At 49.6% G+C, this 23,518-nt stretch carries 18 protein-coding genes; 8 read left to right on the plus strand and 10 right to left on the minus strand.

Annotated features, from left to right (window positions below):
* Positions 1 to 15 precede the first annotated feature (15 nt).
* Genes EXY25_RS06020 through EXY25_RS06035 form a run of 4 tightly spaced genes read left to right on the plus strand, consistent with a single transcriptional unit; the run spans position 16 to position 5,222 of the window.
* Positions 16 to 1,596: an XrtA system polysaccharide chain length determinant gene (locus EXY25_RS06020; RefSeq protein ID WP_130566114.1), complete on the plus strand. Its 1,581-nt coding sequence runs from the start codon at positions 16 to 18 to the stop codon at positions 1,594 to 1,596.
* A complete protein-coding gene (locus EXY25_RS06025) occupies positions 1,596 to 2,513 on the plus strand; it encodes an XrtA-associated tyrosine autokinase (protein WP_130566115.1) in 918 nt (305 codons plus the stop codon). Before EXY25_RS06020 ends, EXY25_RS06025 begins: the two co-directional genes overlap by 1 nt.
* Positions 2,488 to 4,068, plus strand: coding sequence for a TIGR03016 family PEP-CTERM system-associated outer membrane protein (locus EXY25_RS06030; RefSeq protein WP_130566116.1), 1,581 nt, complete (start codon positions 2,488 to 2,490; stop codon positions 4,066 to 4,068). Before EXY25_RS06025 ends, EXY25_RS06030 begins: the two co-directional genes overlap by 26 nt.
* 8 nt (positions 4,069 to 4,076) lie before the next feature.
* Positions 4,077 to 5,222 (plus strand): XrtA/PEP-CTERM system-associated ATPase, encoded by a 1,146-nt coding sequence (locus tag EXY25_RS06035; protein ID WP_130566117.1) that lies wholly within the window; start codon positions 4,077 to 4,079, stop codon positions 5,220 to 5,222.
* A 5-nt stretch (positions 5,223 to 5,227) separates the two neighbouring features.
* On the opposite strand, the gene EXY25_RS06040 is transcribed toward EXY25_RS06035, so the two are convergent.
* The 3 genes from EXY25_RS06040 to galU all read right to left on the minus strand — a co-directional run bounded on the left by EXY25_RS06040 (position 5,228) and on the right by galU (position 12,442).
* Positions 5,228 to 8,875: a hydantoinase B/oxoprolinase family protein gene (locus EXY25_RS06040; RefSeq protein ID WP_130566118.1), complete on the minus strand. Its 3,648-nt coding sequence runs from the start codon at positions 8,873 to 8,875 to the stop codon at positions 5,228 to 5,230.
* A gap of 21 nt (positions 8,876 to 8,896) precedes the next feature.
* Entirely contained in the window at positions 8,897 to 11,134 is a 2,238-nt protein-coding gene (locus tag EXY25_RS06045; protein ID WP_130566119.1) for a bifunctional diguanylate cyclase/phosphodiesterase, read from the minus strand.
* Positions 11,135 to 11,551: 417 nt separating this feature from the next.
* A complete protein-coding gene (galU, locus tag EXY25_RS06050; RefSeq protein ID WP_114339658.1) occupies positions 11,552 to 12,442 on the minus strand; it encodes a UTP--glucose-1-phosphate uridylyltransferase GalU in 891 nt (296 codons plus the stop codon).
* A gap of 234 nt (positions 12,443 to 12,676) precedes the next feature.
* Here galU and EXY25_RS06055 point away from each other — a divergent pair, with 234 nt between their 5' ends.
* Positions 12,677 to 14,410, plus strand: coding sequence for a sugar phosphorylase (locus EXY25_RS06055; protein ID WP_130566120.1), 1,734 nt, complete (start codon positions 12,677 to 12,679; stop codon positions 14,408 to 14,410).
* 80 nt (positions 14,411 to 14,490) lie between these two features.
* On the opposite strand, the gene EXY25_RS06060 is transcribed toward EXY25_RS06055, so the two are convergent.
* The 7 genes from EXY25_RS06060 to EXY25_RS06090 form a co-directional block, all read right to left on the minus strand.
* Positions 14,491 to 15,702 carry a glycosyltransferase family protein gene (locus tag EXY25_RS06060; RefSeq protein ID WP_114339656.1) on the minus strand — a complete coding sequence of 404 codons (1,212 nt, stop codon included), beginning with the start codon at positions 15,700 to 15,702 and terminating at the stop codon, positions 14,491 to 14,493.
* Positions 15,695 to 16,573: an HAD-IIB family hydrolase gene (locus tag EXY25_RS06065; protein ID WP_114339655.1), complete on the minus strand. Its 879-nt coding sequence runs from the start codon at positions 16,571 to 16,573 to the stop codon at positions 15,695 to 15,697. Before EXY25_RS06065 ends, EXY25_RS06060 begins: the two co-directional genes overlap by 8 nt.
* Positions 16,574 to 16,587: 14 nt before the next feature.
* Positions 16,588 to 17,553, minus strand: coding sequence for a kinase (locus EXY25_RS06070; RefSeq protein ID WP_205695288.1), 966 nt, complete (start codon positions 17,551 to 17,553; stop codon positions 16,588 to 16,590).
* 160 nt (positions 17,554 to 17,713) lie between these two features.
* The gene (locus EXY25_RS06075) at positions 17,714 to 18,037 is read right to left on the minus strand and encodes a hypothetical protein (protein ID WP_114339654.1); all 324 of its coding nucleotides are present in this window, start codon (positions 18,035 to 18,037) and stop codon (positions 17,714 to 17,716) included.
* 88 nt (positions 18,038 to 18,125) lie between these two features.
* Positions 18,126 to 18,347 (minus strand): DUF1653 domain-containing protein, encoded by a 222-nt coding sequence (locus tag EXY25_RS06080; RefSeq protein WP_114339653.1) that lies wholly within the window; start codon positions 18,345 to 18,347, stop codon positions 18,126 to 18,128.
* A gap of 6 nt (positions 18,348 to 18,353) precedes the next feature.
* Entirely contained in the window at positions 18,354 to 18,839 is a 486-nt protein-coding gene (rraA, locus tag EXY25_RS06085; RefSeq protein WP_114339652.1) for a ribonuclease E activity regulator RraA, read from the minus strand.
* Positions 18,840 to 18,974: 135 nt separating this feature from the next.
* Positions 18,975 to 20,594, minus strand: a complete 1,620-nt coding sequence (locus tag EXY25_RS06090; RefSeq protein WP_165419285.1) for an alpha-amylase family glycosyl hydrolase — start codon at positions 20,592 to 20,594, stop codon at positions 18,975 to 18,977.
* A gap of 240 nt (positions 20,595 to 20,834) precedes the next feature.
* Between EXY25_RS06090 and EXY25_RS06095 the strand changes: the two genes are divergently transcribed.
* The 3 genes from EXY25_RS06095 (at position 20,835) to EXY25_RS06105 (ending at position 23,517) form a co-directional block, all read left to right on the plus strand.
* Positions 20,835 to 21,353 carry a phosphatase PAP2 family protein gene (locus EXY25_RS06095; RefSeq protein WP_114339650.1) on the plus strand — a complete coding sequence of 173 codons (519 nt, stop codon included), beginning with the start codon at positions 20,835 to 20,837 and terminating at the stop codon, positions 21,351 to 21,353.
* Positions 21,354 to 21,436: 83 nt separating this feature from the next.
* Positions 21,437 to 22,465, plus strand: a complete 1,029-nt coding sequence (locus EXY25_RS06100) for an MJ1255/VC2487 family glycosyltransferase (protein WP_130566122.1) — start codon at positions 21,437 to 21,439, stop codon at positions 22,463 to 22,465.
* A 107-nt stretch (positions 22,466 to 22,572) separates the two neighbouring features.
* Positions 22,573 to 23,517: a KpsF/GutQ family sugar-phosphate isomerase gene (locus tag EXY25_RS06105; protein WP_114339648.1), complete on the plus strand. Its 945-nt coding sequence runs from the start codon at positions 22,573 to 22,575 to the stop codon at positions 23,515 to 23,517.
* Position 23,518: the final 1 nt, after the last annotated feature.

Below are 23,518 nucleotides of genomic sequence, written 5' to 3' on the forward strand. Positions count from 1 at the left end.
GGTAGGAATGCAGTAATGCAGGATGCATTAGAACTGATTCAAGAGAAGTTGTTTGCTGTGTGGCAAAGAAAGCTGTTTGCTTTGCTGCTGGTTTGGCCTATCTGTATTGGTGGCTGGATATATGTTAGCAACATGCCGGATGTTTATGACGCACGTGCGCGTATCTACGTTGATACGGAGACTGTTTTGAAGCCTTTATTAGAAGGGTTAACGGTAGAAGCAGACGTTGATACGCAGGTACGTTTGATGTTCAAGAATATTCTCAGTCGTTCCAATTTGGAAAAAGTGGCGCGACTGTCAGACATGGATCTATTGGCGAACGATGAAGATCAATTCGATGCGCTAATCGCTCAGCTTCAGCGAGATATTAAAACCATCAAGTTGGATAAAAAGCAGAATCTTTACACCTTGATTTATCAAAATCAGGATCCGCGAATGGCCAAGGCGGTGGTTGAATCGACGATTAATGTTTTTATGGAAGATATTCTTGGCGAAACTCGGATTGAGTCACAACAGGCGCAGCAGTTTCTCGATAAACAGCTGGCAGAGTATGAGCGTCGCTTGGTCGAGGAAGATAGAAAACTCGCTGATTTTAAACGTCAAAATTCAGGACTGTTACCCGGTGAGTCGGGTGGATACTACAACCGTTTAGAAGCTGAAAAACGCGAGCTGCAAGATGCGACGTTAGCTTTACGTCAGAAAGAGAGTCAGTTGGCCAATGCAAAACAGACTTTGCGTGATTACGAAACGCAAATGCGTGCGGGTTCTGGCGCTGGTCAAGCGTTTACCTCCAAGTATGATCAACGTATTGAGTCTTTACAGCAACGGCTAGACGACCTTTCACTGCGTTATACCGAACAACACCCTGATATTATTGAAACTACCCGCTTGCTTGAACAACTTGAAAGACAGCGAACTGAAGAGTTGCAGAATTCAGCGATGGTTCCGTCGGCACAAAGCAGTGGTGATATGGGGTATTACCAGCAGCTACAGCTACTGGTGACCACTCTGGAGTCTGAAGCTGTATCGATGCGGATCCAGGTCAGTACATACGACGCGCGAGTGAAAGATCTAGAGCAACTGGTTTACAAAGTTCCAGAAGTTGAAGCCAATTTACTGGCGTTGCGACGTGGCTACGAGATTACTCGCCAAAAATATGAAGAACTATTAAGCCGTAAAGAGACCGCTGCATTGGGACAGCGAGCCGGCGAACAAGCGGATGCGCTTAAATTTAGGGTGATCGACCAAGCTAAAGTATCACCGAAACCGGTAGGCCCGAAGCGACCCGTGCTATATACCATGGTACTCGCCGCCGGCTTCTTAATTGCGATTGGCGTGCCTATTGTGTTGGGTGAGCTTAACCCAAGAGTCTACAGCGCGAGCAGTATAGTAGAGCTGACCGGTATCCCTTTGTTAGGTCAGGTGTCCGATCTTGATCCTTCGACCCAGTCTCTTTCTGGCCGACTGCAAGCGGCCGGTGTGGGCTTGAGTGCAGTGATACTGTTATTTATTTATGGCGCAATTATGTTTACCCAAATAGCTTCACAATCTCCGGTGGCATCGAGATTAAAACAGATGGCAGAGGGGGTGCTGTAATGGGGATCATCGAGCGAGCGCTTGAAAAGAAAGCGCAGCAGAACAAATCTGTCTCTGGTGAGCAACCTGTCAACGAAGGCATCGTCACCGATCCATTGTTGCAAAAACAGCAAAGCCCAGCAGGTGAAGCGTTGCCGACTATCTCCTCAGAAGATCAGCAGCCAATTGCAGAAACGGACAGAGAGTTTGAACAGCAAGCTGTACAGATTGATATGGATCGTTTGCGTGATAAAGGCATGCTAGTGCCTGATCTCGAGCGAAACAGGATCAAAGAGGAGTATCGGGTTATTAAGCGTCGCTTGTTAAATACGGCGTTCAATGTCGCAGGTCCCTTGGCTGATAATGCTAATTTGGTGATGGTCACCAGCGCAAATCCATCTGAAGGCAAAAGCTTTAATGCGATCAATTTGGCGATGAGTATTGCCCATGAGCAAGACCGCACCGTGTTGTTGGTGGATGCTGATGTGGTTAAGCCTTCATTAACCAAAGAGTTAGGTATCGAGCCTCGTCCTGGATTAGTCGATTATCTGTTAGGTAAGGTGGAAGATATTGGTGATGTTATCTGTAATACCAATATCCCGCGCTTGAAAATTATTCAAGCAGGACAAAGCCACCACCTGACCAGTGAGCTGCTCGCGAGTGACAAAATGAGAGCCTTAGTATCTGAGTTGGGTGCTCGTTATCCTGATCGTTTGGTCTTGTTTGATTCACCTCCTTTGCTGGGGGTTACCGAGGCTCATGCGATGGCGCAGCTAGCCGGACAAACAGTCTTGGTCATTTCACAAGGCCGCACTTTGAAGAAGGATGTGCAGGCATGTATCCCTCTGCTGAATCCAGATAGTGCTGTTGGCTTATTGATGAATAGAGCCAAACCCAAGGATAAAAAGTATTATGCCTATGGATATTACAACGGTTAAGTGGCCGCTATTCTTACTGTTGACGACCAGCTCTTTGTCACTCAATGCTGCGGAATGGCAGACCGTGCCAAAGATCTATGTTGAAGAGATGTACAGCAGTAACATTGAGCGACAACGGTCAGATGAAACAGAGAGTTTTGTCACTGAAGTCAGCCCAGGGTTTGCACTGCAGGGTTTGGGCGCCAATTTCACCGCAGCGTTAAATTACGCGCTTACGGGGATCTATTACACCGACGATAGTGATGCTAAAACCTCTTACCATAAAGCTGATGGTAATTTGGCATATTCCCCTTGGCGTCCAGTGACCCTCTATTCTTCGGCTAGCTATGATCAAGCGATAACTAACTTGGATCGTGGTTTGTCTAACGATATTGTTTCTAGACAGGGCAATGTCTCTGATCGACAGCAGCTGGTGGTAGGAACTCGTTACTCGAATCAGCACGCTGGCTGGATGGTTGTTGATAGTGATGTTAGCTATCGCTGGGTTAAAGCCGATGATACTGGACCAGATAGTTTTGATAATACTGAGAGCCACACTATCCAATTTAGTACTACCCAGGGCGATCGCTGGGATCGGATTTTTTGGGTAGGACAGTACGATGATATGCGTGAATCTTCCGACACTGAACCATCGCTGCATACTCGGTATGGAAAAGCGCAGCTGGGATATTTTGTTTGGCAGCACCTCGGCGTATATGCCCGCTATAGTTATGATGACAATCAATATTCCAGTGTTGCCGATAATGACCAGACGTTAAAAAGCTATGGCGGGGGGATCCGCTTTTCCACCGGTCCGAAACTTGTTGTTGACCTTGGTTATAACAGTGTGATTGATGGCGATGAATCGGATTATTGGAATGCCAGCGTCAACTGGAACCCAACGCAACTTACCTCACTTTATGCCGATTATGATCGTAGATTTTATGGCGAAAGTTATGCATTAAGCTTATCCCATGGCACGAGAAAGCTGCAAAACTCTATCCAATACAATGAGTCGGTAACGACGTTCAGCCAGTCTGGTAACGGCAGTATCGATGCCGATTTATGGTGCCCGCTTGGTGGAGGAGGCAGTTTAAATGATTGTTCCTTTGCACAGCCTAATCAACCGCCCCCCCCCGGACAGGAAGTTGTCAGCGAGTCTTTACCCTATAGCTCGGTAAACAATCAGCCCTATCTAAATAAAATGTGGGTGTGGACAACAGCATTACGTCTGCAAAAAAATACGCTGTTGTTTAATGCTTACTACTCTAAGCGAGAATACGGAGGTCAAGAGCCTGCGCGTTCAGATGAGAAAACTGGCGGTGCAAGTTTAACCCTTGATACCCGGCTGAATGAACGCTCGAGCTTGGACAACCGAATTGTTTACCGTCGCTTTGAGCGGGATACAGAGTCTGGTGATGACACCGAATGGTCTATACGCAGCGCTTACATTCGTCAACTTTGGCCGAGTACGTCGGCTAATGTCGCCGCGGAATACAACACGCGCGATAGCTATAATGGTGGTACTGATTATGACGAAGTTCGCTTACTGGCGGGCATTCGAAGCCAATTTTAGGTGATTAGATGTACGAACATTTTTATGGCTTCAGCGAGAAACCGTTTCAGCTAACCCCGGATCCAAGGTTTTTCTTTGCCAGTGACAGTCATCAACGTGCGATGTCATATCTTCGCTACGGCTTGTCGCAGGGCGAAGGTTTCATTGTTGTTACTGGGCCAATCGGTACTGGGAAATCGACGCTTGTCCGTAATCTTTTGTCTGAGCTAAGTGATAACCGAGTTGTTGCAGCGCAGCTGGTTTCTACTAATCTAGCGCCGGGAGATCTCTTACAGCTCGTTGCAGATGCCTTTGGTATTCAGGGAGATTTTCCGACTAAAGCGGGATTGCTGAAAGCGATTGAGCAGTTCCTTTCCGGAATATATCGGCGGGGACAGCGTGCCTTGCTGGTGGTGGATGAGGCTCAGAATCTGCCTGCTGAGACGGTTGAAGAGCTGCGTATGTTGTCCAATTTCCAACGCAACAATAAGCCGCTATTTCAATCGTTCTTGTTAGGGCAAGAGGAGCTTAAGCAAACGATAGAATCGCCGGGAATGGAACAATTTAGGCAGCGAGTGATAGCTAGTTGTCACTTGGAGGCTCTATCGGAATCGGAGCTGGTTGACTACATAGAACATCGCCTTAGCCGAGTCGGTTGGCAGGGGTGTCCCAAAATTTCCGAACAGGCCATGTTGGCAATCCATGAGGCGACGGCGGGCATTCCGCGTCGTGTGAACTTGTTCTGTGACCGGCTGCTGTTATTTGGCTATCTTGAAGAGCTGGCCGATTTTGATTTGGAAACAGTGCAAGCCGTGGCAAAGGATCTTTATCAAGAGCCTGCCGCGAAGAAAGAGTTAAGCGAACCCGTAGCCGATCAGCCTATGGCTGCCGCTTCCTCTGCTAATAACCCGGTCGCTGGAATTACGGCTTCGTCTTATGTGACGGCGCGGGATGTAGATAAGGTGGCGAATATTGCCACGGTGGCACATTATCTTGACCAGCAATTGGTGGAGAAAGTGGCATTGCTGCGGCAATTAGATGAGCAAATTGCTGCTAAGCGAGAGCAATTGGAGCTGCTGAATGCCAGTGTAGAGGTACCCTCTTCACCACCAGAAGAGGAAAACGTGACAGTGCTTAAACCCGCCGGTGAAATGCCTGAAGTGAGTACCGATTAACTCAGTTATTTTCGGCTTTTTGTCTGGCTAGCAGAGGACGCTTTGCCGGAGCCGCCACCACCAGGTGTGTGGATAATCAAAGTGTCCCCTTGATTCACTTGTAGCTGGCAGCATCCTGGCAGGCTGCGATGCTTGCCACTGTTAGTGATGAGTTCGTTACGTCCAATAGCCCCCTCTTTACCGCCATTTAGCCCTTTGGGCGCCACTCGCCTGTGGTTGCCAAGCAGTGAGAGAGTCATTGTCTGCAGAAAGCAGAGCTTACGGGTGGCACCATTCCCGCCGCGATAGATACCGTTGCCGCCAGAGTTTTGTCTAATTGAAAACGCTTCAAGACGGACAGGGTAACGGGACTCGAGTATTTCAGGATCCGTCAATCGCGAGTTTGTCATATGGCTGTGTATGGCATCTGTGCCGGAGAATGACAGCCCGGCTCCGGAACCACCACATAAAGTCTCATAGTATTGAAACTCACTATTGCCAAAGGTGAGGTTATTCATCGTGCCCTGGCTTTCCGCCTGTACGCCGAGTGCCCCCAAAATAGCATCAGTGATACATTGAGATGTTTCGACGTTACCGGCCACTACTGCGGCGGGCCAGCGTGGTGACAACACTGAGCGTTCAGGAAGGATAATTTTAAGCGGCTTAAGGCAGCCGACATTGAGCGGAATAGGTGCGTCGACTAATGAGCGAAAAACGTAGAGCACCACCGCTTTTGTGATGGCGGTTGGTGCGTTGAAATTACCTGGCTGCTGTTCGCTGCTACCGCTGAAATCTAAAACGGCTTGCCCCAGTTTTTGATCAACCGTGATCGCCACTGAGATAACTGCGCCATTGTCCATTTCCACTTGGTAAGCGCCATTGCGCAGTTTGCCTATAGCCTTTCTTACACACTGCTCGGCATAGTTCTGCACATGCCTCATATAGGCTGCCACCGCAGGTTCACCAAAGTGGTTTAGTGTTCGGGTCAGCTCCTTGATTCCGCGCTGATTTGCGGCCAGTTGTGCCTTGAGATCTGCGAGGTTTTGCAGCGGCGTTCGTGCAGGGTATTTTCCTTGCGATAGAGCTGTTAAGAGGGCATCACTTGCCAGCACACCTTGACTGACCAACTTGAAGTTTTCAAATAGGATCCCCTCTTGCTCAATATGAGAGCTTTCGGCTGGCATTGATCCTGGAGTGGTTCCGCCGATGTCAGCATGGTGGCCACGACTGGCGACGAAGAATTGGATCTTGTCGCCCCGCTGATTAAACAGCGGCGTGACCACTGTGATATCGGGGAGATGGGTGCCACCGTGGTAGGGGCTGTTAAGCATGATGCTATCACCTGGCTTAAGTCGCCCATGATTCTGCGCAATGACACTGCGAACGCTTTCACTCATCGAGCCTAGGTGTACTGGCATGTGCGGAGCATTAGCCACCAGATCACCATGACTATCAAACACGGCACAGGAAAAATCGAGACGTTCCTTAATGTTCACCGAGCTGGCGGTTTGTTGTAGCGTTGTCCCCATCTGTTCCGCGATGTGCATGAACAGGCTGTTGAACAGTTCTAGCATGATGGGATCAGGGCTGGCGCTGGTATCGATATCCTCATTTTTAGCCAATTGCACTACCCGCTCAAGGATCAGACCGTCATCATTGCTGACGCGGGCTTGCCATCCGGGCTCAATCACCACTGTAGTGGCCGGCTCCAAAATAATCGCAGGACCGGCAAGTGTGGCGCCTGAACTGAGTCCTGTTCGCTCGTAGAAGGGGACTTGCTGCCATATGCCATCCATAAACACTGAACGCGTGGTGATAGCGCAAGGCTGGGTACGGGTCAATGAGCATGGGGAATCGTCAGCACTAGGCTGTGAGGCGTGTTGCCGGTTTGCGGCTGAGGCTTCCACTTGCACCCCGCTAATGATTAACGGCGAGTCCTGAGTGAAGCCAAATTGCTGCTGGTGTTTGTGGCGAAAGGCGGCAGTCATGCTGTCTGCATCCGCCAACTCAATTTCGATCTGGGTGTCTGACCCTTGGTAGCGTAGATTGACGCTGTTGCGACATGAGATATCTGCAGCGGCAATGTGCTGGCGCGTGAGCGCGGTAATAGCTTCTTCGACTTGGTGATGAAATAACGCTTGCAGCGCTTCTTGATTGAAGTCGTCCAAGGGGCGTTCGATAGTTTGCTGTTGTATGTGGCTGACGCTTGCCAAACCCATCCCGTAGGCGGACAACACCCCAGATAGGCGATGCACAAAGACGGAGCGAATACCTAGTTGATCTGCGACCAAGCAAGCATGCTGAGCGCCGGCGCCACCAAAGCAGGCGAGCGTAAACTGCCCTACGTCATGCCCCTGCTGCGTGGATATCTTCTTAATGGCGTTAGCCATGTGGTTTACGGCGAGCCGTAACATGCCTGACGCTATCTGTTCTGGACGGGAAGCTGAGCCCTTGGCTGCTGAGACTTGATTTGCCAAGCGTTGAAAATCGTTTTTTACCTGGTTGATATCTAGTGCTTGCTGGCCATCTTTGCCGAATAAAGCAGGAAAGAAGTCGGGTTGGATTTTTCCCAACAAGACATTGATGTCTGTAACCGTGAGGGGGCCACCATTACGATAACAGGCTGGGCCGGGATAGGCGCCCGCAGATGCCGGACCAACGGTGAGTCGTGCCCCATCGAAAGCGAGTATAGAGCCGCCACCAGCCGCCACCGTATGGATCTTCATCATAGGAGCACGCATTCGCACCCCGGCTACTTCAGTTTCGAAACTACGCTGATACTCACCATTAAACAGTGAGACATCGGTACTGGTGCCACCCATGTCAAAGCCGATGATCTGATTAAAACCGGCCTTTCTTGCGGTCTCTACCATCCCTACGACGCCGCCTGCAGGCCCTGAAAGTATCGCGTCTTTACCTTGAAAACTGTGGGCGTCGGTCAATCCGCCGCTACTTTGCATGAACTGCAATGGGCAGTGACCCAACGCTTTTTCGATACGATCAACATAGCGGCGAAGAATGGGAGAGAGGTATGCATCAACAACCGTTGTGTCGCCACGACCAATCAATTTTATCAGTGGACTGACCTGATGTGAGACCGAGATCTGCGTGAAGCCTACCTGTTGAGCTATCGCGGCAATCTGTTGTTCGTGATCTGGGTAGCGATAGGCGTGCATCAATGCGATGGCGACTGCTCGTATACCTTGTTGGTAAAGCGCTGTTAATTGCGCAAACACTCTTTTTGTATTGAGTGGACAAATTAGTTCGCCATTGGCAGCGACACGTTCTTCAACTTCGACCACCTGCTGATAGAGGGCGGCTGGACGCTTTATTTGTAATGAAAACAGGTCTGCGCGGTGTTGGTAACCGATCTTAAGCGCATCAGCGAACCCTTGAGTAATGAGTAGTGCGGTCGCTTCGCCTTTACGTTCTAACAGCGCATTGGTGGCAACGGTGGTGCCCATTTTGACGGCATCAATAGCGACACCTTGCAGTTGGTGCAGCTCTGTTAAATCCAGTAGATCAAGGATCCCCTGCAGCGCAGCATCTTCATATTGGGTGGGGTTTTCTGACAGCAATTTGTGTTGGTGATTATTGCCATGGGGATCAAGGGCGACAATATCCGTAAATGTGCCGCCGCGATCGATCCAAAATTGCCAGCCGTTTGCGTACATAAGTAATCTAACGGCTACTTGCTAAGGTTTGCTAAGGAAGTTGACCAAGTCCGCAAAGGGCATTGGTCTGGCGTAGAGGAAGCCTTGTGCTTCATCGCAACCAATCTGGCGCATATGTGTCGCTTGTGCTTCGGTTTCTACGCCTTCACACACCGTCGTTAGCTTCAACTTCTTACCTAGTGCAACGATGGTTTCGGCAATGATAGCTCCTTGATCATCATCGACAGCAGTGACGAAAGCGCGGTCGATTTTAATCCGGTCTAATGGCAATTGTTGCAGATAACTGAGCGAAGAAAAGCCTGTACCAAAATCGTCAATAGAGACTTTGACGCCTGCGGCTCTGAGTTTTCCAAGGGTGTCGATGACCACAGCAGGGTCATCCATCACCACACTTTCGGTGATCTCTAATTCTAGACATGCCGGCGCCATCTCTAGTTGCGCTAAGGTATTAATTACCGAATCGAGAAAACCAACGCTACGGAATTGCTGCATGGAGACGTTAACGCCAACCGTGAGTTCCTCGAATCCCTGTTCCTGCAGCTCTTTTAGTTGCCGCAGCGACTCCTCCAATACCCAAGCACCGATATCAACAATCAGGCCTGAATACTCTGCTAACGGGATAAACACAGCGGGTGAAATATAGCCGCCTTCGCCATCAGGCCAGCGCAGCAGCGCTTCCATGCCTGAGACTTTGAGATTAGCTAAGGAAAGTTGTGGCTGATACCAGACCTGCAATCGGCGTTCAGAAAAATCATGCCGCAGTGAGCGGATCATATTCAGGCGATCAGAGGTCGATGTTTCCAGAGACTGCTCATAGTAGGCATATTTCTCACTCAGATTCTTCTTCGCTAAGTTGAGTGCAATATAGACCTGCTTGAGTAGGTCAAGTCCTCGGCCAGATGCTTGTGGCTGGCAGCAAAAGCCCATGGCGGCTTTAATTGGCAGCATATGTTCGCCAGCATGGAATGGATGATTGAACACTGACAATAAGCGATCGGGTGTCACTATCTGTTCACTACCGATAATGCCAAACACATCTGAGCTGACGCGGGCGACAGTGCAGCTCTCGCCCAAGGTTTGCGATAGTCTTTCTGCCACAGCTTTGAGCAGTTGGTTGCCCGCTTCTTGTCCTAAGCCGTCGTTAATATCGGAAAATTGGTTGAGATCGACCAGCGCAACCACTTGGTCTTTACCCGCGGTGGTTATAAAGCCGTCCAAGCATTGAATAAAGCCGGCACGATTCGGCAGTTGGGTCAGTTCGTCAGTATAGGCTGCATGTTGCAGGCGCTGGAACAGGCTGACGTTTTCATATCCGACCCCAATGTTGCCGAGAAACACTTCTAAAAGGTTGCGGTCGATTTGTGCCAGCGGACGTGCGGAATCGATATAAATAGCGGCTTCGTAGTCGCTACTGGCGATAAATAATGCGGTATCGTCTTGTTCGTATTGATGGGCTTTTTCGTTTAAACAGCTTTCTACCAAATTGGCGATATGCTGGCTTGGGAGATCTTGTAGTGGCTGATTAACGAAGGGAGCAAAATCGCCAGCAGCGCCTAAGACATAAATACTATTATCTGGTGTCTCTTCTTCACTGCTGAATTGACCGCGCCGCGCGCACAGCACACCTTCTGGCTCAACACCTAGCACCGAGGCAAGTTGGGTCAGTACGCCTTCCGCGAAGCCCTTCATTGCATGGTGTTCCATCAAATTGGCACTGGATTTGATAATCATCTCCAGGCCGCGACGACTTTGGTTGAGCATTCTTATCTGATGATAGGAACGCACAGCAGTGATAATGGAGGTGACTAAGCGATTGCGGGTGAGCTCGGTTTTGGTCTTGTAATCATTGATATCGTAATCTTTGATCACTTGCTCTTCCGGTGCGTAACCCGGTTGTCCGGTACGCAGAATGATACGTACCTCATCTTGTTTTAAATCATCGCGTATATAGCGAGCAAGCTGCAGGCCGGCATCGTCATTTTCCATTACTACGTCAAGCAGCACGATAGCGATATCTTGTTCATGCTGGAGCAGTTCTTTGGCTTCATCGGCGGAATAGGCGTGCAGAAACGCAATGTCTCGGTCAAAAATGGTGAGACCATTGAGGGCGAGCTGAGTGACGGCATGTATCTCATGATCGTCATCGACGATTAGAATACGCCATTTTTCCAGTTCAGGGCTGTCTGAACCAACTAACTCTTCATCATCTGCGAAGAACAGTAGCTCATCATTATCCATTTCCTGATTATCTGCGGTCATATAGCCTGATGACACCCTTTGTACTTCAGAAGACGATCTTTTTACGCTGATAAGTTAAGTATCAACATCTTGTACCATTTAACAATAGTCATAAGATAAAACCTAGGCACAAATAACAATGTTCAGCGACACAAGGTTCGCAACTGTGCTTTAAATCGCAGTCTAACGCCTCAATGGCGTGTTTCTCCGTTTTCCGTTTGGTCTTTAACCATAGCGTGTTTCTTCGTTTTCATCCTCTCCGTTGCGCTAAACAAACGTAGGGATCAAACTTTATGGTTGGCTGGGGGAAGGTTGGAAACTGTTGTTCATCGAGGGGGGTAGCCTGTGGCCATAAAAAAAGCCACTTATCTCCCCTTTAGTTAGGCCCTGTCGGAGATAAGTGGCAACCTGGAGCTGGTTTCTTTAACGAAGAAATCTTTAGGCGCTTTCGGCCTCTTTATCTGGTTTGCTGGCGGTGAGAGGAGTGACTTTCTTTGCCGCCTCTTCCGCTTTGTAGACATGTTGGTAAACGTGATTTGTGGCTTCAATAAAGCCATCTACACTGCCGCAGTCAAATCGGGTGCCGCGGAATTTGTACGCCAGTACACAACCATCTTTTGCCTGTTTAAGAATGGCGTCGGTCAATTGTACCTCGCCATTTTTACCGGGGGGGGTCTCTTTAATCAGGTCAAAAATATCGGGTGTTAGTATGTAGCGACCAATAATGGCTAAGTTGGACGGTGCATCTTCGGGTGCTGGCTTCTCTACCATATCTTCAACACGGAACAAGCCATCTTTCATCTCGGTACCTTTGATGACACCGTACTTGTAGGTTTCATCCATCGGCACTTCTTCGATGGCGACAATAGAGCAACGGAACTGGCGATACAGTTTCACCATCTGGCTCAAAACGCCGTCGTCCTCGCCAAGACAGAGATCATCGGCCAATACCACCGCAAACGGTTCATTACCTACCAAGGTTTCTCCGGAAAGAATGGCATGGCCAAGCCCTTTCATGTGGTTCTGGCGGGTGTAGGAAAAATCGGTGGTTTCGATCAGCGTGCGTATATCAGTAAGAAATGCTTCCTTCGATGTACCGGCGATCTCATTTTCGAGCTCATAACTAATATCGAAATGATCAGCGATAGCGCGCTTACCTCGTCCGGTGACGAAGCCTATTTGATCCAGACCAGCGTCAACGGCTTCCTCAACACCGTATTGCACCAACGGCTTGTTCACGACGGGGAGCATCTCTTTTGGCATTGATTTGGTTACCGGTAAAAAGCGTGTGCCGTAGCCCGCCACCGGAAATAAACATTTGCGTATCATATGTGACACTCCTGAAACTAAACTTTGTGATAAAGACACAGCAAACAGGATGCCAAGTTAAAATATTTTTATGATTGGCACAGCGAATGCTATGTCTATACGGTGTTTTCACAGGGATTGAGGATATCTACCTCTGACCGCTAAAGGGTGAAGAATAGAAGCCAACTTGCACCAGAATTTGATACTAAAGGGGTAAGTTTGCACCATAATAGAGCAATCTCAGGAGGTGAACCGATGGCAGATCAGCGAACATTGGCGACGTTGTCAGAGATCTTGTCCCAACGTTTACAGCGGATCTATGGCAGTGACGATTGCTTAGCAAAGCTGATGCTTAAGATTGAGGCGCGAACGGCAGCGTATCAAAGGACGAGAAAAGGGCGATGGGACGAGTCAGATATTATTCTTATCACCTATGGCGATAGCTTATTGCAAGAGGGTAAGCGGCCGCTGCAGGTATTGAATCAATTTCTGCGTCAGCATTTAGCGGACACTTTCTCTGCCGTGCATATTTTACCGTTTTTTCCCTACAGCTCAGATGATGGTTTTTCAGTGATCGACTATCGGGCTGTGAACTATAAGCTCGGTACTTGGGACGATGTTGCGCAGATTGCGCAGTCTTTCGACTTGATGGCGGATCTGGTGTGTAACCATACCTCCCGTCAGAGCCTTTGGTTCATTGATTTCATTAATGGTGAGGGGGAAGGCAAGGAATTTTTTGTCGAGTCGGATCCTGATGCTGATTACAGCTCGGTGGTTCGGCCCAGAACCAGTCCGCTGATAGTGGATGTTTATACCCGTCAAGGGGTGAAGCATGTCTGGGCCACTTTCAGTGATGATCAGATCGATCTGAATTTTGCTAATCCAGATGTACTGATCGAGATGATCGATATCTTGCTTGAGTATATCGTCAAGGGGTCTCGTTACATTCGCCTCGATGCCGTGGCCTTTTTATGGAAAACCCTAGGCAGTAAATGTGTTCACCTACCCGAAACCCATGAAGTGGTGAAGCTGATGCGGGATATCTTCCGTTGGTTGGATCCAGGGCTGGTTCTTATCACGGAAACTAACGTGCCTCACGAAGAGAATATTAGCTATTTTGGCAGTGGCGATGAGGCACAGATGGTGTACAACTTTGCTTTGCCACCGCTGATCCTACACGGCTTGAACCGTGGTAATGCCAGCTATCTCACGCGTTGGGCGCGATCACTACCTGCTTTTCCTGCCGGTTGCTGCTTTCTAAATTTCACCGCTTCCCATGATGGTATTGGTGTCCGGGCGGTCGAAGGGATCATTCCTAAGCATGAAATAACCGATTTGATTGAATCTGTGCATCAGTTCGGTGGCTTTGTCAGTATGAAAGCTAACGGTGATGGTACAAAGAGTCCGTATGAACTGAACATATCGTTATTTGAAGCGCTTCAGGGAACGCGGAATGGGCCAGACACTTTTCAGATCTCGCGATTCTTGTGTGCGCAAACCATTATGCTATCGCTGCAAGGGATCCCTGCCCTATATATCCATAGTTTGACTGCAACACCTAACGATTTGGAGCAGGTCGAGCTAACGGGAAGGACACGTTCAATTAACCGTCATAAATGGCAAAGTGATGAGTTAAACGGGCTATTGTGCGATCCCGCCAGTGACCAGTCGCGGATTTTTTCAGCACTCACTGAGATCATTAAGATCCGGCGCAGTCATCATGCGTTTAGCCCCGACGCTTCTCAGGAGGCATTGGTGTTATCAGACACCTTGTTTGCCATTATCCGCTGTGATCCGCACTCCGGGGAGCAGATCCTTTGTATACATAACCTAACAGCCTACCCCCATGAGGTGCATGGCATTGAAAAAATACCGCAGCAATTCACAGCCGCGGGCTGTGATGAATTGTTAACTGGAAAAACAGTGGCGCTGCATGAATTCGAATTGGCACCGTACCAATGTGCTTGGTTGGTGCCTAGTATGGAATAGCTGAACGATTACGATTGCTTCATAAAAAAACGCCCGCAATATGCGGGCGTTCTATTTAGCACCTTGTGAGTGTTTATCGCTTAGCTGTTGTCTGCTTCTACGGCATCGTAGAGGCGGTCAAGAAAATCAGGAACAGCACTGGTGATCCGGTTCCAGCTGGGGATAAACGGTGTTGCTGATGGATTGGCGAGGAATGCTTCGCCAGCTTCAGTTATGCACTTGGCAAACAGCTCTACCGCTTCCTCCTCTGCATGGCGATCCAAGGTCAAGCCATTGATCTTGGCATCGTTGTAATAGTTTTCGATAAAGTCGAGTGCCGACCTAAAGTAGGTGGCCTTTAGGCTACGAAACGCGCCAGAATTAAACACATGCCCTTGCGTGGCCAGCTTGCGCATCATCGCTTTTGCAATATCTGTTGCCATTTTTGCCAGTCCGGCATCATGGTTGTCGATGGAGAGATCTTGATGCTTGTGATCATACACATCGGCGATATCGACTTGGCACAATCGGTTCGTATTGTAGTTACGATAGACTTCTGAGAGTACACCGATTTCCAGTCCCCAATCGCTTGGGATGCGGAGCTCGCGTAGCACATCCGCCTGCATTGAGAACTCCCCAGCAAGGGCGTAACGGAAGCTATCCAGGTACTCCAGATAGTCGTCGTAACCACAGATTTTTTTCAACGCTTTGATCAGTGGGGTGACCAACAGGCGGCAGACACGACCATTGAGCTTGCCATCGGACCAACGTGAGTAGTAGCCCTTACAAAATTCATAGTTAAATGACGGGTTGGCCACTGGATAGATCAAACGTGCGAGCATCTCCCGCTGATAGGTGACGATATCGCAATCGTGCAGTGCTACAGCCTTACCGCGACCGGAAGCGAGTACATAGCCAAAGCAATACCAGACGTTACGTCCTTTACCTGGCTGCTCCGGGGCTAAGCCTTTGTCGACCAGTAGCTGATCTAACGCGCGCAGCCTTGGTCCATCGTTCCATAGGATCCTATGGTGTTGTGGTAGACGGGAAAAGTACTCCTTGGCATGTTCAAACTCCTCTTTTGAGGCGCGGTCGAGACCAATAACCACTTCATTGAGGTAGGTGGCTCCTTTGAGCTCCTCGACAATATTGTCCAATGCCGGCGCTTGAAGCTCCGAATAAAGAGACGGCAATACCAGTGACATAGGGCGTTGACGAGAGAAGCTGGCCAGCTCCTGTTCTAACTCATCCAGTGGCCGCTGTGTGAGATTATGAAGTGTGGTCACCAGACCGTTCTGGTAAAAATCAGCCATGCATGAATTCCTTCTCAGGTAATGAATTTATAATGTCTAATATCAGTGGATACATTACTGCGTCCCAGCCTTCAGGGCCTTGCTGGGATGCAAACTTTATCTGCTTGCCCACAGGGCTTAACCGTTGATTTTTGGCATCGGGGATAACCACGCCAATGTCAGCACGTTCAAGCATGCATAGGTCATTTTGGCTGTCACCCAAGGCGACTGTGATCTGTTTGAACTGTGCATATTTTCGGGCGAAATGGGGTTGCAACCAATCCAGTGCAGTGCTTTTGTCTACGTGCCCCATCACATGCAAGAAGCGCCCACCTTTGAGTACTTTTAAGCCAAGGGGCTTGAGTTGCAGCTTTAACTGCGTCAATGCGGCGTCACTGTCTTGCCATAACATCGGCTCACTGGCCTGTCGGCGTTTCGCCATCTGGGCATCCGCCAGAGGCAGTGAAGTACAATCTGCCACGTCGGCATCAGACATATCGGCAAAGCCGGTAAATTGATAGCCGTGCTGCTTGCGAAGTTGGTGCAGCACCTTAATGATGTTGCTGTAGTTGGGGCCTAGATTTTGGATGAAATAGCGCTGCTCACCAGCGTAAAGCTGGGTCGACAACATACCGTCAAGCCAGACAAAATAATTTGCTGGTATACAGATGGCGCTGCCATTTTCGATGATAAATGGATGATGATTATCGAGCTGGTGGCGCAGACTTATCACTTCCGAAAATGTTTTACTGGTATTAAGGAGCAGGGGGAAATTAGCGCTTGCCAGTAGTGCCAGAGAGCGTTGCGCAGCTGCAAAACTGTAATTGTGATGATCTAGCAGTGTGCCGTCTAGATCGCTATAGACGATCAGTTGGGCTTGGGGACTAACGATAAATCACCTCCTCATTAGCAAAGCATTTTGTTTATTTGCACCTTATCGATACCGTGGCTTTCGTTGAGGTGAAAACAGATGTCAGCCAAATCGGGTAAGGTTTTCAGTGCGTGATTAGTCAGTCGCTGATAATGCATCAGAAAACGAGCTAAGCTCTCTTCGTCCATCACGCCAGCCTGTTTTCCGGCTTTCGCCTGAAGCTGTTGTTCTTGCTGACCACGCCATTGTTTAACAGCGTTTAGGTCTGGCACTTTCAGCATTAATAGGGCGTCAATACGGGCGAATAGCGTTTGGTATGGTCCAGCTAATTGCTGATTAACATAGCGCCGCCACTGGCCATCAGCATCCTCTTCACGTTCGAGGGCGTTCATTGGGATCGCCAGAGAAGCTTCGCTTTGGGCGGGGGTGCCGACACACCAACCTTCAAAAATAACCAAGTCCACCGGGCCTTCACAGGTCTGCCAAGCTTCCATGGGATCGCAATCATCAACCGCTTTGTTAAAGCTGGGTAGATAGGTCGCTTCGTTCGCCCGTAACGTACGTAAACGGTTGAGCAGTTCGAGACCTGATGCCACATCATGGGTGCCAGGCACGCCGCGGGTTGCCAATAATGGGTGCTGATTGCGAGCTAATACATGACGGCTACGTTTACTGAGGTAGAGGTCATCAACGGAGAAACCAACGGTACGCAGATCAAAACCCTGCTCCATCACCAGCTTGAGGAAATGGCACAAGGTTGACTTACCGCTACCCTGACCACCGTTGACACCGAAAACATAGCAAAGCTTGCCTTGGAGTAGGCGTTGACGAGAGATCCACTCACCTAACGGCAGATAGATTTGCGTGAGTAGCTCTCTGTAGCTATCAGGCAACTGAAGTTGCTCACACAACTCGTTAAATGGCTGTGTGAGCTTATCAAGCAACGCTTGTTTGCGTTCCTCAGTCAGAGGAGTGTCTGGCCACAATGGTGATGCTGGCATCATCTTCCTTACATTGCACCACTAAGGTGCGTCGAGATCGGCTCATGATTCATCACGTTCGATATTGGTGCGATTATCCAACTATCGAATGATTATAGTGATTGATTGCAGTTTGAGTGCCAGCTTGTTACCGGTGTGCTGATTTAGCTCACAAAAAAATCTATACAGCGTTCAGTAGCATGGTGCCGGTTTCAGTCATTCCCATTTGCACAAGATAGCTGATCGCGACGATACCTGCAGCCAAATACCATTTAGCATCAAGCACCAAGGTAAACAGCAACGCTGACGCCCCCAAAATCGCCCCAGCAGAGGACCACTCTGGCAGTGCGATCAGGCTAACTAACTCTGTCATACTGCAACACACACCTGCGGCGACGATACAAGGAAAAACCGTGCGGCGGCCAGCTTGGAGTAGATTTGCAGTGAGAAATATAGGGATAAAATAGAGGCATCCAATGATGGTTGCTTCCAATACTGCACCCATAACAGCATCTCCTTAAATCATTCTTTAAACGTGCATCCGTGTTAGATGACCGACCACTTTAAGGAAATTAGCGTCAACGCCAAGTTGCTCATTCGACGGGTGTGAAGCGCGCCACTGTTTTATTTTGATGGCTGACTTTTTCTGTGAACATGGCAAGCGGTCTCACCCATAACTGCTGTTCTCCGTAAAGCGGTCGGTAGAGTACCATCCACTCTTCGGTTTCACTGTGACGGGCGAGATCGATTACCTGATACTCGCCACCTTTAAAGTGGCGATACCGTCCGGGGCGGAGTTCTGGAGTGTTGTTCAACGAGGGTTATTCTATGTCGAGAGGCTCGGCAGATAACAGCACGCCTGTGGTGTCGGCGTAAAGGTGATCTTCCGGTAGAAAAGTCACACCGCCAAAATTGACTGCTACGTCAACTTCACCAATGCTCTCGCCGTCTGCGCCAACAGGAATAGACGCCAGCGCCTGTACGCCTAGCTCAAATTCACCGACGGCATCGACATCGCGAATACAGCCATAAACTACCAAGCCTTCCCAGCCATTATCGGTCGCCGTTTCGGCAATCTCTGCATCCACTAGCGCTCGGCGTAATGAGCCGCCGCCATCGATTAACAGCACGCGTCCGCTACCATCTTCCTGCACCGCGTCGCGGATTAAGCCGTTGTCTTCAAAACATTTAATGGTGGTGACCTGACCACCGAAGGAGCTGCGTCCTCCGTAGGATGCAAACATGGGTTCTACCACATCGACGGAATCGAGATAGATATCGCACAGTTCCGAGGTGTTGTATTCCATAACTGTCTCCTTGATTGATAACGGCTTTTTAGCTCGAGGCTCGCTTAACGACAAAGAGTATAAGCGCCTTTCTAGTGCAAAGCGATCTCCGTGTTGCAATGCTCGCTAACTATTTGATTTAACGCAGCTGCTGTTTCACTCGCAGGGCTGCGCTAATGTCGCTGTTTGTGGCGGTAAACTCACCGTCGTCGGTAAAGTCCCGGCAAGGGGGCTGTTGGGATAGCTGTCGATAATCTGCCAACAGTTATCGGTCAGTGTCAGTTCAACGGGCTGCGAGCTGTAGTTCAGTAGTACCAGACGTACGTCATCATCAAGTGTTCGGGTAAACGCAAAGATCCGTTTATCGGTGACTTCAACCGCTTGGTAGTTGCCGCTCTGCAAGGCTGGCTGCTGATTACGTAACTGGATCCAGTGGCGGTAGTGGTTGAGTAATGAGCTCGGTTGTTCAAGCGCGGCAGCAACGTTATGCGTCGCGACATTATTAGCGACGGCTCGAAATGGTGTGCCGGTGGTGAAGCCTGCACTGTTGGCGTCGTCAGTCCAGCTCATCGGGGTTCGTAATCTGTGGTCGGGATCCGGATCGGTGATGTCGAGGCTATGACCTATCCCTATCTCTTCACCGTAGTAGATAAAAGGTGTACCAGGCAGGGTCAGCAGTGTTGCCGCAGCCATGCGATAGCTACCCTCGTCGCCCTTTAGTTGCTCCATGATTCGGCCGCCAGCAAATGAATCGTGGTTGGCTAACAGCGTGGCCAGTTGCGCCATCGGTGCATTCTCTAGTCGATCCTTCATGCGCTGCTTGGTTTTGCCAAACTTAGCACTGGCAAGAATGGCGCCTTGTAGACCGAAATAGAACGCACTACCACAAGATTCTGCGGTGGGCATGGGGCCATCCGGATTTTCGCAGACCATATAGCGATTGGGATATTCCATCACGATCGGACGGATGCTATCGGCGAGGAAGCGGTGATTGTCTGGCTGATTGAGCATGGCGCTGCTGCCGTTTTCGAACAGTGTGCCGACGGCGTCGAAGCGGAACCCATCGACCCCTAAATTAAGCCAGTAACGTAAGTTGTTTTGGTGGAAGCTGACTACCTCGGGATGACGCAGATTAAAATCGGGCATTTGATCCCAAAAAATACCGTAATAGAAACCGTCAGTTCCGGCATGCCAGGTTTCGTTGCCCCCCCAGTTCGGCCAGTGTTGAAAATCGTCACGCCAAATATACCAGTCACGTTTACCCGCTAGATGTTTATCTGAATCGAGGAACAGTGGGTTCTGTGCAGCGCTATGATTAATTAGGTAGTCAATGATCACCCCGATGCCACGGCGGTGGGCCTCGTTTAGGAAGTGTTTGAAGTCGTCCAAACTGCCGTAATCGGGTTCAACTTTGCGATAGTCGGTTACTGCATAGCCATGATCGCGATCCTGACTTTGCATCATTGGCATCAACCAGATCCCTTTTATTCCGAGATCTTGCAGGTAATCGAGGTGTGAGGTCAGGCCATTAAAGTCGCCAATACCATCACCATCACTGTCCTGATAGCCCCGAATGTAGATCTCCATAAACACCGCGTGTTTCTGCCAATCGGCAGGCAGTCCGCTATCGTTTAACTCAACGGCTACCGGGCTCAGATCAAGGGCATCACTTAAGCCAGGGGTGTCTGGATTTGCCGGTGCCTGCTGGCAAGCGGTTAGGCTGAGCGCCAATAGCGCTGAGCATCCAAATGAGGAGAGTGAAGTGATGTTTTTCATGCTGCAGCGATCCTGTCGTGAATTAAGTTGAGCATGCGCTTTACCGTTGTCGGCGGCAACGAAGTTACCGCCTGAGTATGAATCAACGCACAAAATAAGTTTCAGAAAAACGACTCGATGCCGGAGCCATCGATTGGTGCCAGCCCTCGTCAACTGGTTGAAATATAGCCTTCTTGTTTCTGTCATGTTGTTGTCATTGATGCACCTTAGCTTGGCAACTAACTTAGTTGGAGGTGCCTCATGAACATATTGAGTCTGAAGCAACTTGATGAGCAGTTATTTCTTCGCCTTTCTGGCGCTAATCGTTGGCCTGGTCTGGTCACTGCCTGTCGTTACTTATCGAGAACCGGTGATGGTTATTGGTATCCGCTTGTCGGGCTGATGGCTTGGTGCTTATTCCCCGAGCGCGGTACCGCCTTTCTGATCGCCACCTTGACCGCTTTTCTTATTGAGCGACCGATCTATTGGCTGTTGAAAAATGGCTTTAAACGTAATCGTCCTGCCCAAGCCAATCTCGGTATCGCTGCCGTGGTAACCCCTTCCGATAAGTTTAGTTTGCCCTCTGGTCATACGGCCGCGGCGTTTGTGATGGCGACCATGTTGAGTACATTTTTCGCAGAGATTCAGTGGCTGGCCTATGGCTGGGCGTGCTTGGTGGGTTACTCCCGCGTGATGCTAAGAGTGCACTTCCCGGCGGATGTCGTCTGTGGCGCACTGCTGGGTATAACGGTCGCAACAGCGGTTATTTCACTGGTGTAGCACAGCCTGTAAGTGCCGGGTGCCGTTGGTTGGATAGAGAGATTTTGATTTCCCGTAGGGAGCCTGACGTTGAGAAGTCGTAGATGAAGATACTGTATGGGGTACAGGGCACGGGAAATGGTCACATGACTCGTGCGCGGGTTATGGCAAAGGCGTTAGCTGAAGCGGGAATTGCAACCGATTACTTGGTCAGTGGCCGGCCGTTAGATCAGCTATTTGATATGCAGCCGTTTGGTGACTTTTTTTGGCGCCAAGGACTGACTTTTGCCGTTTCTGCGGGCTCGATTAATCTATGGCAAACGCTTAAACAGGCCAGCTTGCGGCAATTATGGCGAGATATTCGTTCGCTTGATTTGAGTGCCTATGACCTTGTTATTACCGATTTTGAGCCTGTCACTGCGTGGGCAGCAAAACTACAAGGGGTACCCAGCCTTGCCTTAAGTCACCAAGCATCGTTTCGTTATGATGTGCCTAAGCGTGGTTATAACTTGGCTGCACGTATATTAATGAGCGGTTTTGCCCCCGCCTCTGAGCATATAGGGTTGCACTGGCACCATTTTGACCAGACCATTTTGCCCCCAATCATCGATATTGAGCATCGCAGCTTACCGGCGTTGAAAAATAAGGTGGTTGTTTATCTGCCGTTTGAAGCGTTAATCAAGATTGAAACCATGCTGTTGTCTCAGCCCAATACGAATTTTTATTGTTATCATCCGGCGATCTCAAGCGCGAAGTTACAGCAACATATTCAGTGGTTACCCTTGAGCAAGCACAGCTTTGCCAACGATCTTGCCGATGCGGAAGGGGTGATATGTAACAGTGGTTTCGAACTGCCATCTGAAGCGCTTTTTCTGGGTAAAAAATTGCTGGTAAAGCCGTTAGTGGGGCAGTTTGAGCAGGAATCAAACGCCGCGACATTAGCGAAACTGCAATTGGCTCAGGTGATGGATACCTTGTCAGCGTCATCGTTGAACGAATTCTTGGCTACCCCAGCGAAGATGCCTTTGTCATACCCTTGTGTCGCGGCAGCGTTGGCGGGTTGGTTGGCTCAGCAGCGTTCAGAGCCCTTAGAGAAGGTCGCTGAACGGTTGTGGGCGAAAGTGAGCATATAATTTCAGGCGACAAAAAAACTCAATGGCTTTGATCCGGTTGCTTGTCACCGCTGGAGCATCAGCGTAGCTTGTGCCAAGCTATTCATTTTACTCTTTAAGACAAGCATATGAATCATACCCAACAGGCATTGCGAGTATTTGAACTGGAAGCCAATGCCATTTCCGATCTAAAGCAACAACTGGATGCGAGTTTTGACCTAGCGATAGACACTATCCTTGCCAGTCAAGGCAAGTTGGTCGTCACCGGCATGGGAAAATCGGGCCTGATAGGGAAGAAGATCGCCGCCACACTGGCCAGTACAGGGACTCCCAGTTTCTTTTTGCATCCAGCGGAGGCTTGGCATGGCGACCTAGGGATGGTCGGTAAAGACGATATTTTATTGGCGATCTCCAACTCTGGAGAGAGTGAAGAGCTGATCGGCTTGATCCCCTTTATGCAAGCGAATAAGAACACCCTGATTGCGATGACGGGTAACCTTGATTCCACCTTGGCGCGCAACGCGGATTTTCATCTGTCGATTGCAGTAGCAGAGGAAGCGTGTCCGCTGCGTTTGGCGCCAACCTCTTCAACGACAGCAACGGCGGCTATGGGAGATGCGGTAGCCATGGCCTTAATGGTCGCCAGAGATTTTCAACCATCTGACTTCGCGCGTTTTCATCCCGGGGGCAGTTTGGGGCGTCGCTTATTGACTCGAGTGCGGGATGTGATGCGTGGCGAGCAACTGCCAATATTGGCGCCTACTGCCTCCACCAAAGAGGTTATCCAGGTGGCGACAGAGGGGCGTTTGGGTGTCGCGATCGTGATGGATGGCGACGAGTTACGAGGGATCATCACTGATGGTGATATTCGTCGGGCGATAGAAAAATATGAAGACAGTTTTTTGCGTCAAACAGCAGCCGATGTGATGACCGTGGGGCCAAGGGTAATATCGCCATCGGCTAGGCTGCAGGAGGCCGCCGATACTATGCATGAGTTAAATATTACCGTGTTGTTGGTGGTTGAAAATGAGCGCCTTGAAGGCGTTTTGCAGCTGTATCAATGCGAACTATGAG

It is taken from the genome of Corallincola spongiicola (genome assembly GCF_004284785.1).
Taxonomy (GTDB): Bacteria; Pseudomonadota; Gammaproteobacteria; order Enterobacterales; family Neiellaceae; genus Corallincola; species Corallincola holothuriorum.

Bases quoted from the DNA above. Each gene is read 5' to 3' on its own strand.
- EXY25_RS06100 (WP_130566122.1), top strand. From the start codon at position 21,437: ATGAAGATACTGTATGGGGTACAGGGCACGGGAAATGGTCACATGACT.
- EXY25_RS06030 (WP_130566116.1), top strand. From the start codon at position 2,488: ATGCCTATGGATATTACAACGGTTAAGTGGCCGCTATTCTTACTGTTG.
- EXY25_RS06025 (WP_130566115.1), top strand. From the start codon at position 1,596: ATGGGGATCATCGAGCGAGCGCTTGAAAAGAAAGCGCAGCAGAACAAA.
- EXY25_RS06095 (WP_114339650.1), top strand. From the start codon at position 20,835: ATGAACATATTGAGTCTGAAGCAACTTGATGAGCAGTTATTTCTTCGC.
- EXY25_RS06105 (WP_114339648.1), top strand. From the start codon at position 22,573: ATGAATCATACCCAACAGGCATTGCGAGTATTTGAACTGGAAGCCAAT.
- galU (WP_114339658.1), bottom strand. From the start codon at position 12,442: ATGATACGCAAATGTTTATTTCCGGTGGCGGGCTACGGCACACGCTTT.
- EXY25_RS06070 (WP_205695288.1), bottom strand. From the start codon at position 17,553: ATGCCAGCATCACCATTGTGGCCAGACACTCCTCTGACTGAGGAACGC.
- EXY25_RS06040 (WP_130566118.1), bottom strand. From the start codon at position 8,875: ATGTACGCAAACGGCTGGCAATTTTGGATCGATCGCGGCGGCACATTT.
- EXY25_RS06035 (WP_130566117.1), top strand. From the start codon at position 4,077: ATGTACGAACATTTTTATGGCTTCAGCGAGAAACCGTTTCAGCTAACC.
- EXY25_RS06045 (WP_130566119.1), bottom strand. From the start codon at position 11,134: ATGACCGCAGATAATCAGGAAATGGATAATGATGAGCTACTGTTCTTC.
- EXY25_RS06055 (WP_130566120.1), top strand. From the start codon at position 12,677: ATGGCAGATCAGCGAACATTGGCGACGTTGTCAGAGATCTTGTCCCAA.
- rraA (WP_114339652.1), bottom strand. From the start codon at position 18,839: ATGGAATACAACACCTCGGAACTGTGCGATATCTATCTCGATTCCGTC.
- EXY25_RS06075 (WP_114339654.1), bottom strand. From the start codon at position 18,037: ATGGGTGCAGTATTGGAAGCAACCATCATTGGATGCCTCTATTTTATC.
- EXY25_RS06020 (WP_130566114.1), top strand. From the start codon at position 16: ATGCAGGATGCATTAGAACTGATTCAAGAGAAGTTGTTTGCTGTGTGG.
- EXY25_RS06060 (WP_114339656.1), bottom strand. From the start codon at position 15,702: ATGGCTGATTTTTACCAGAACGGTCTGGTGACCACACTTCATAATCTC.
- EXY25_RS06090 (WP_165419285.1), bottom strand. From the start codon at position 20,594: ATGAAAAACATCACTTCACTCTCCTCATTTGGATGCTCAGCGCTATTG.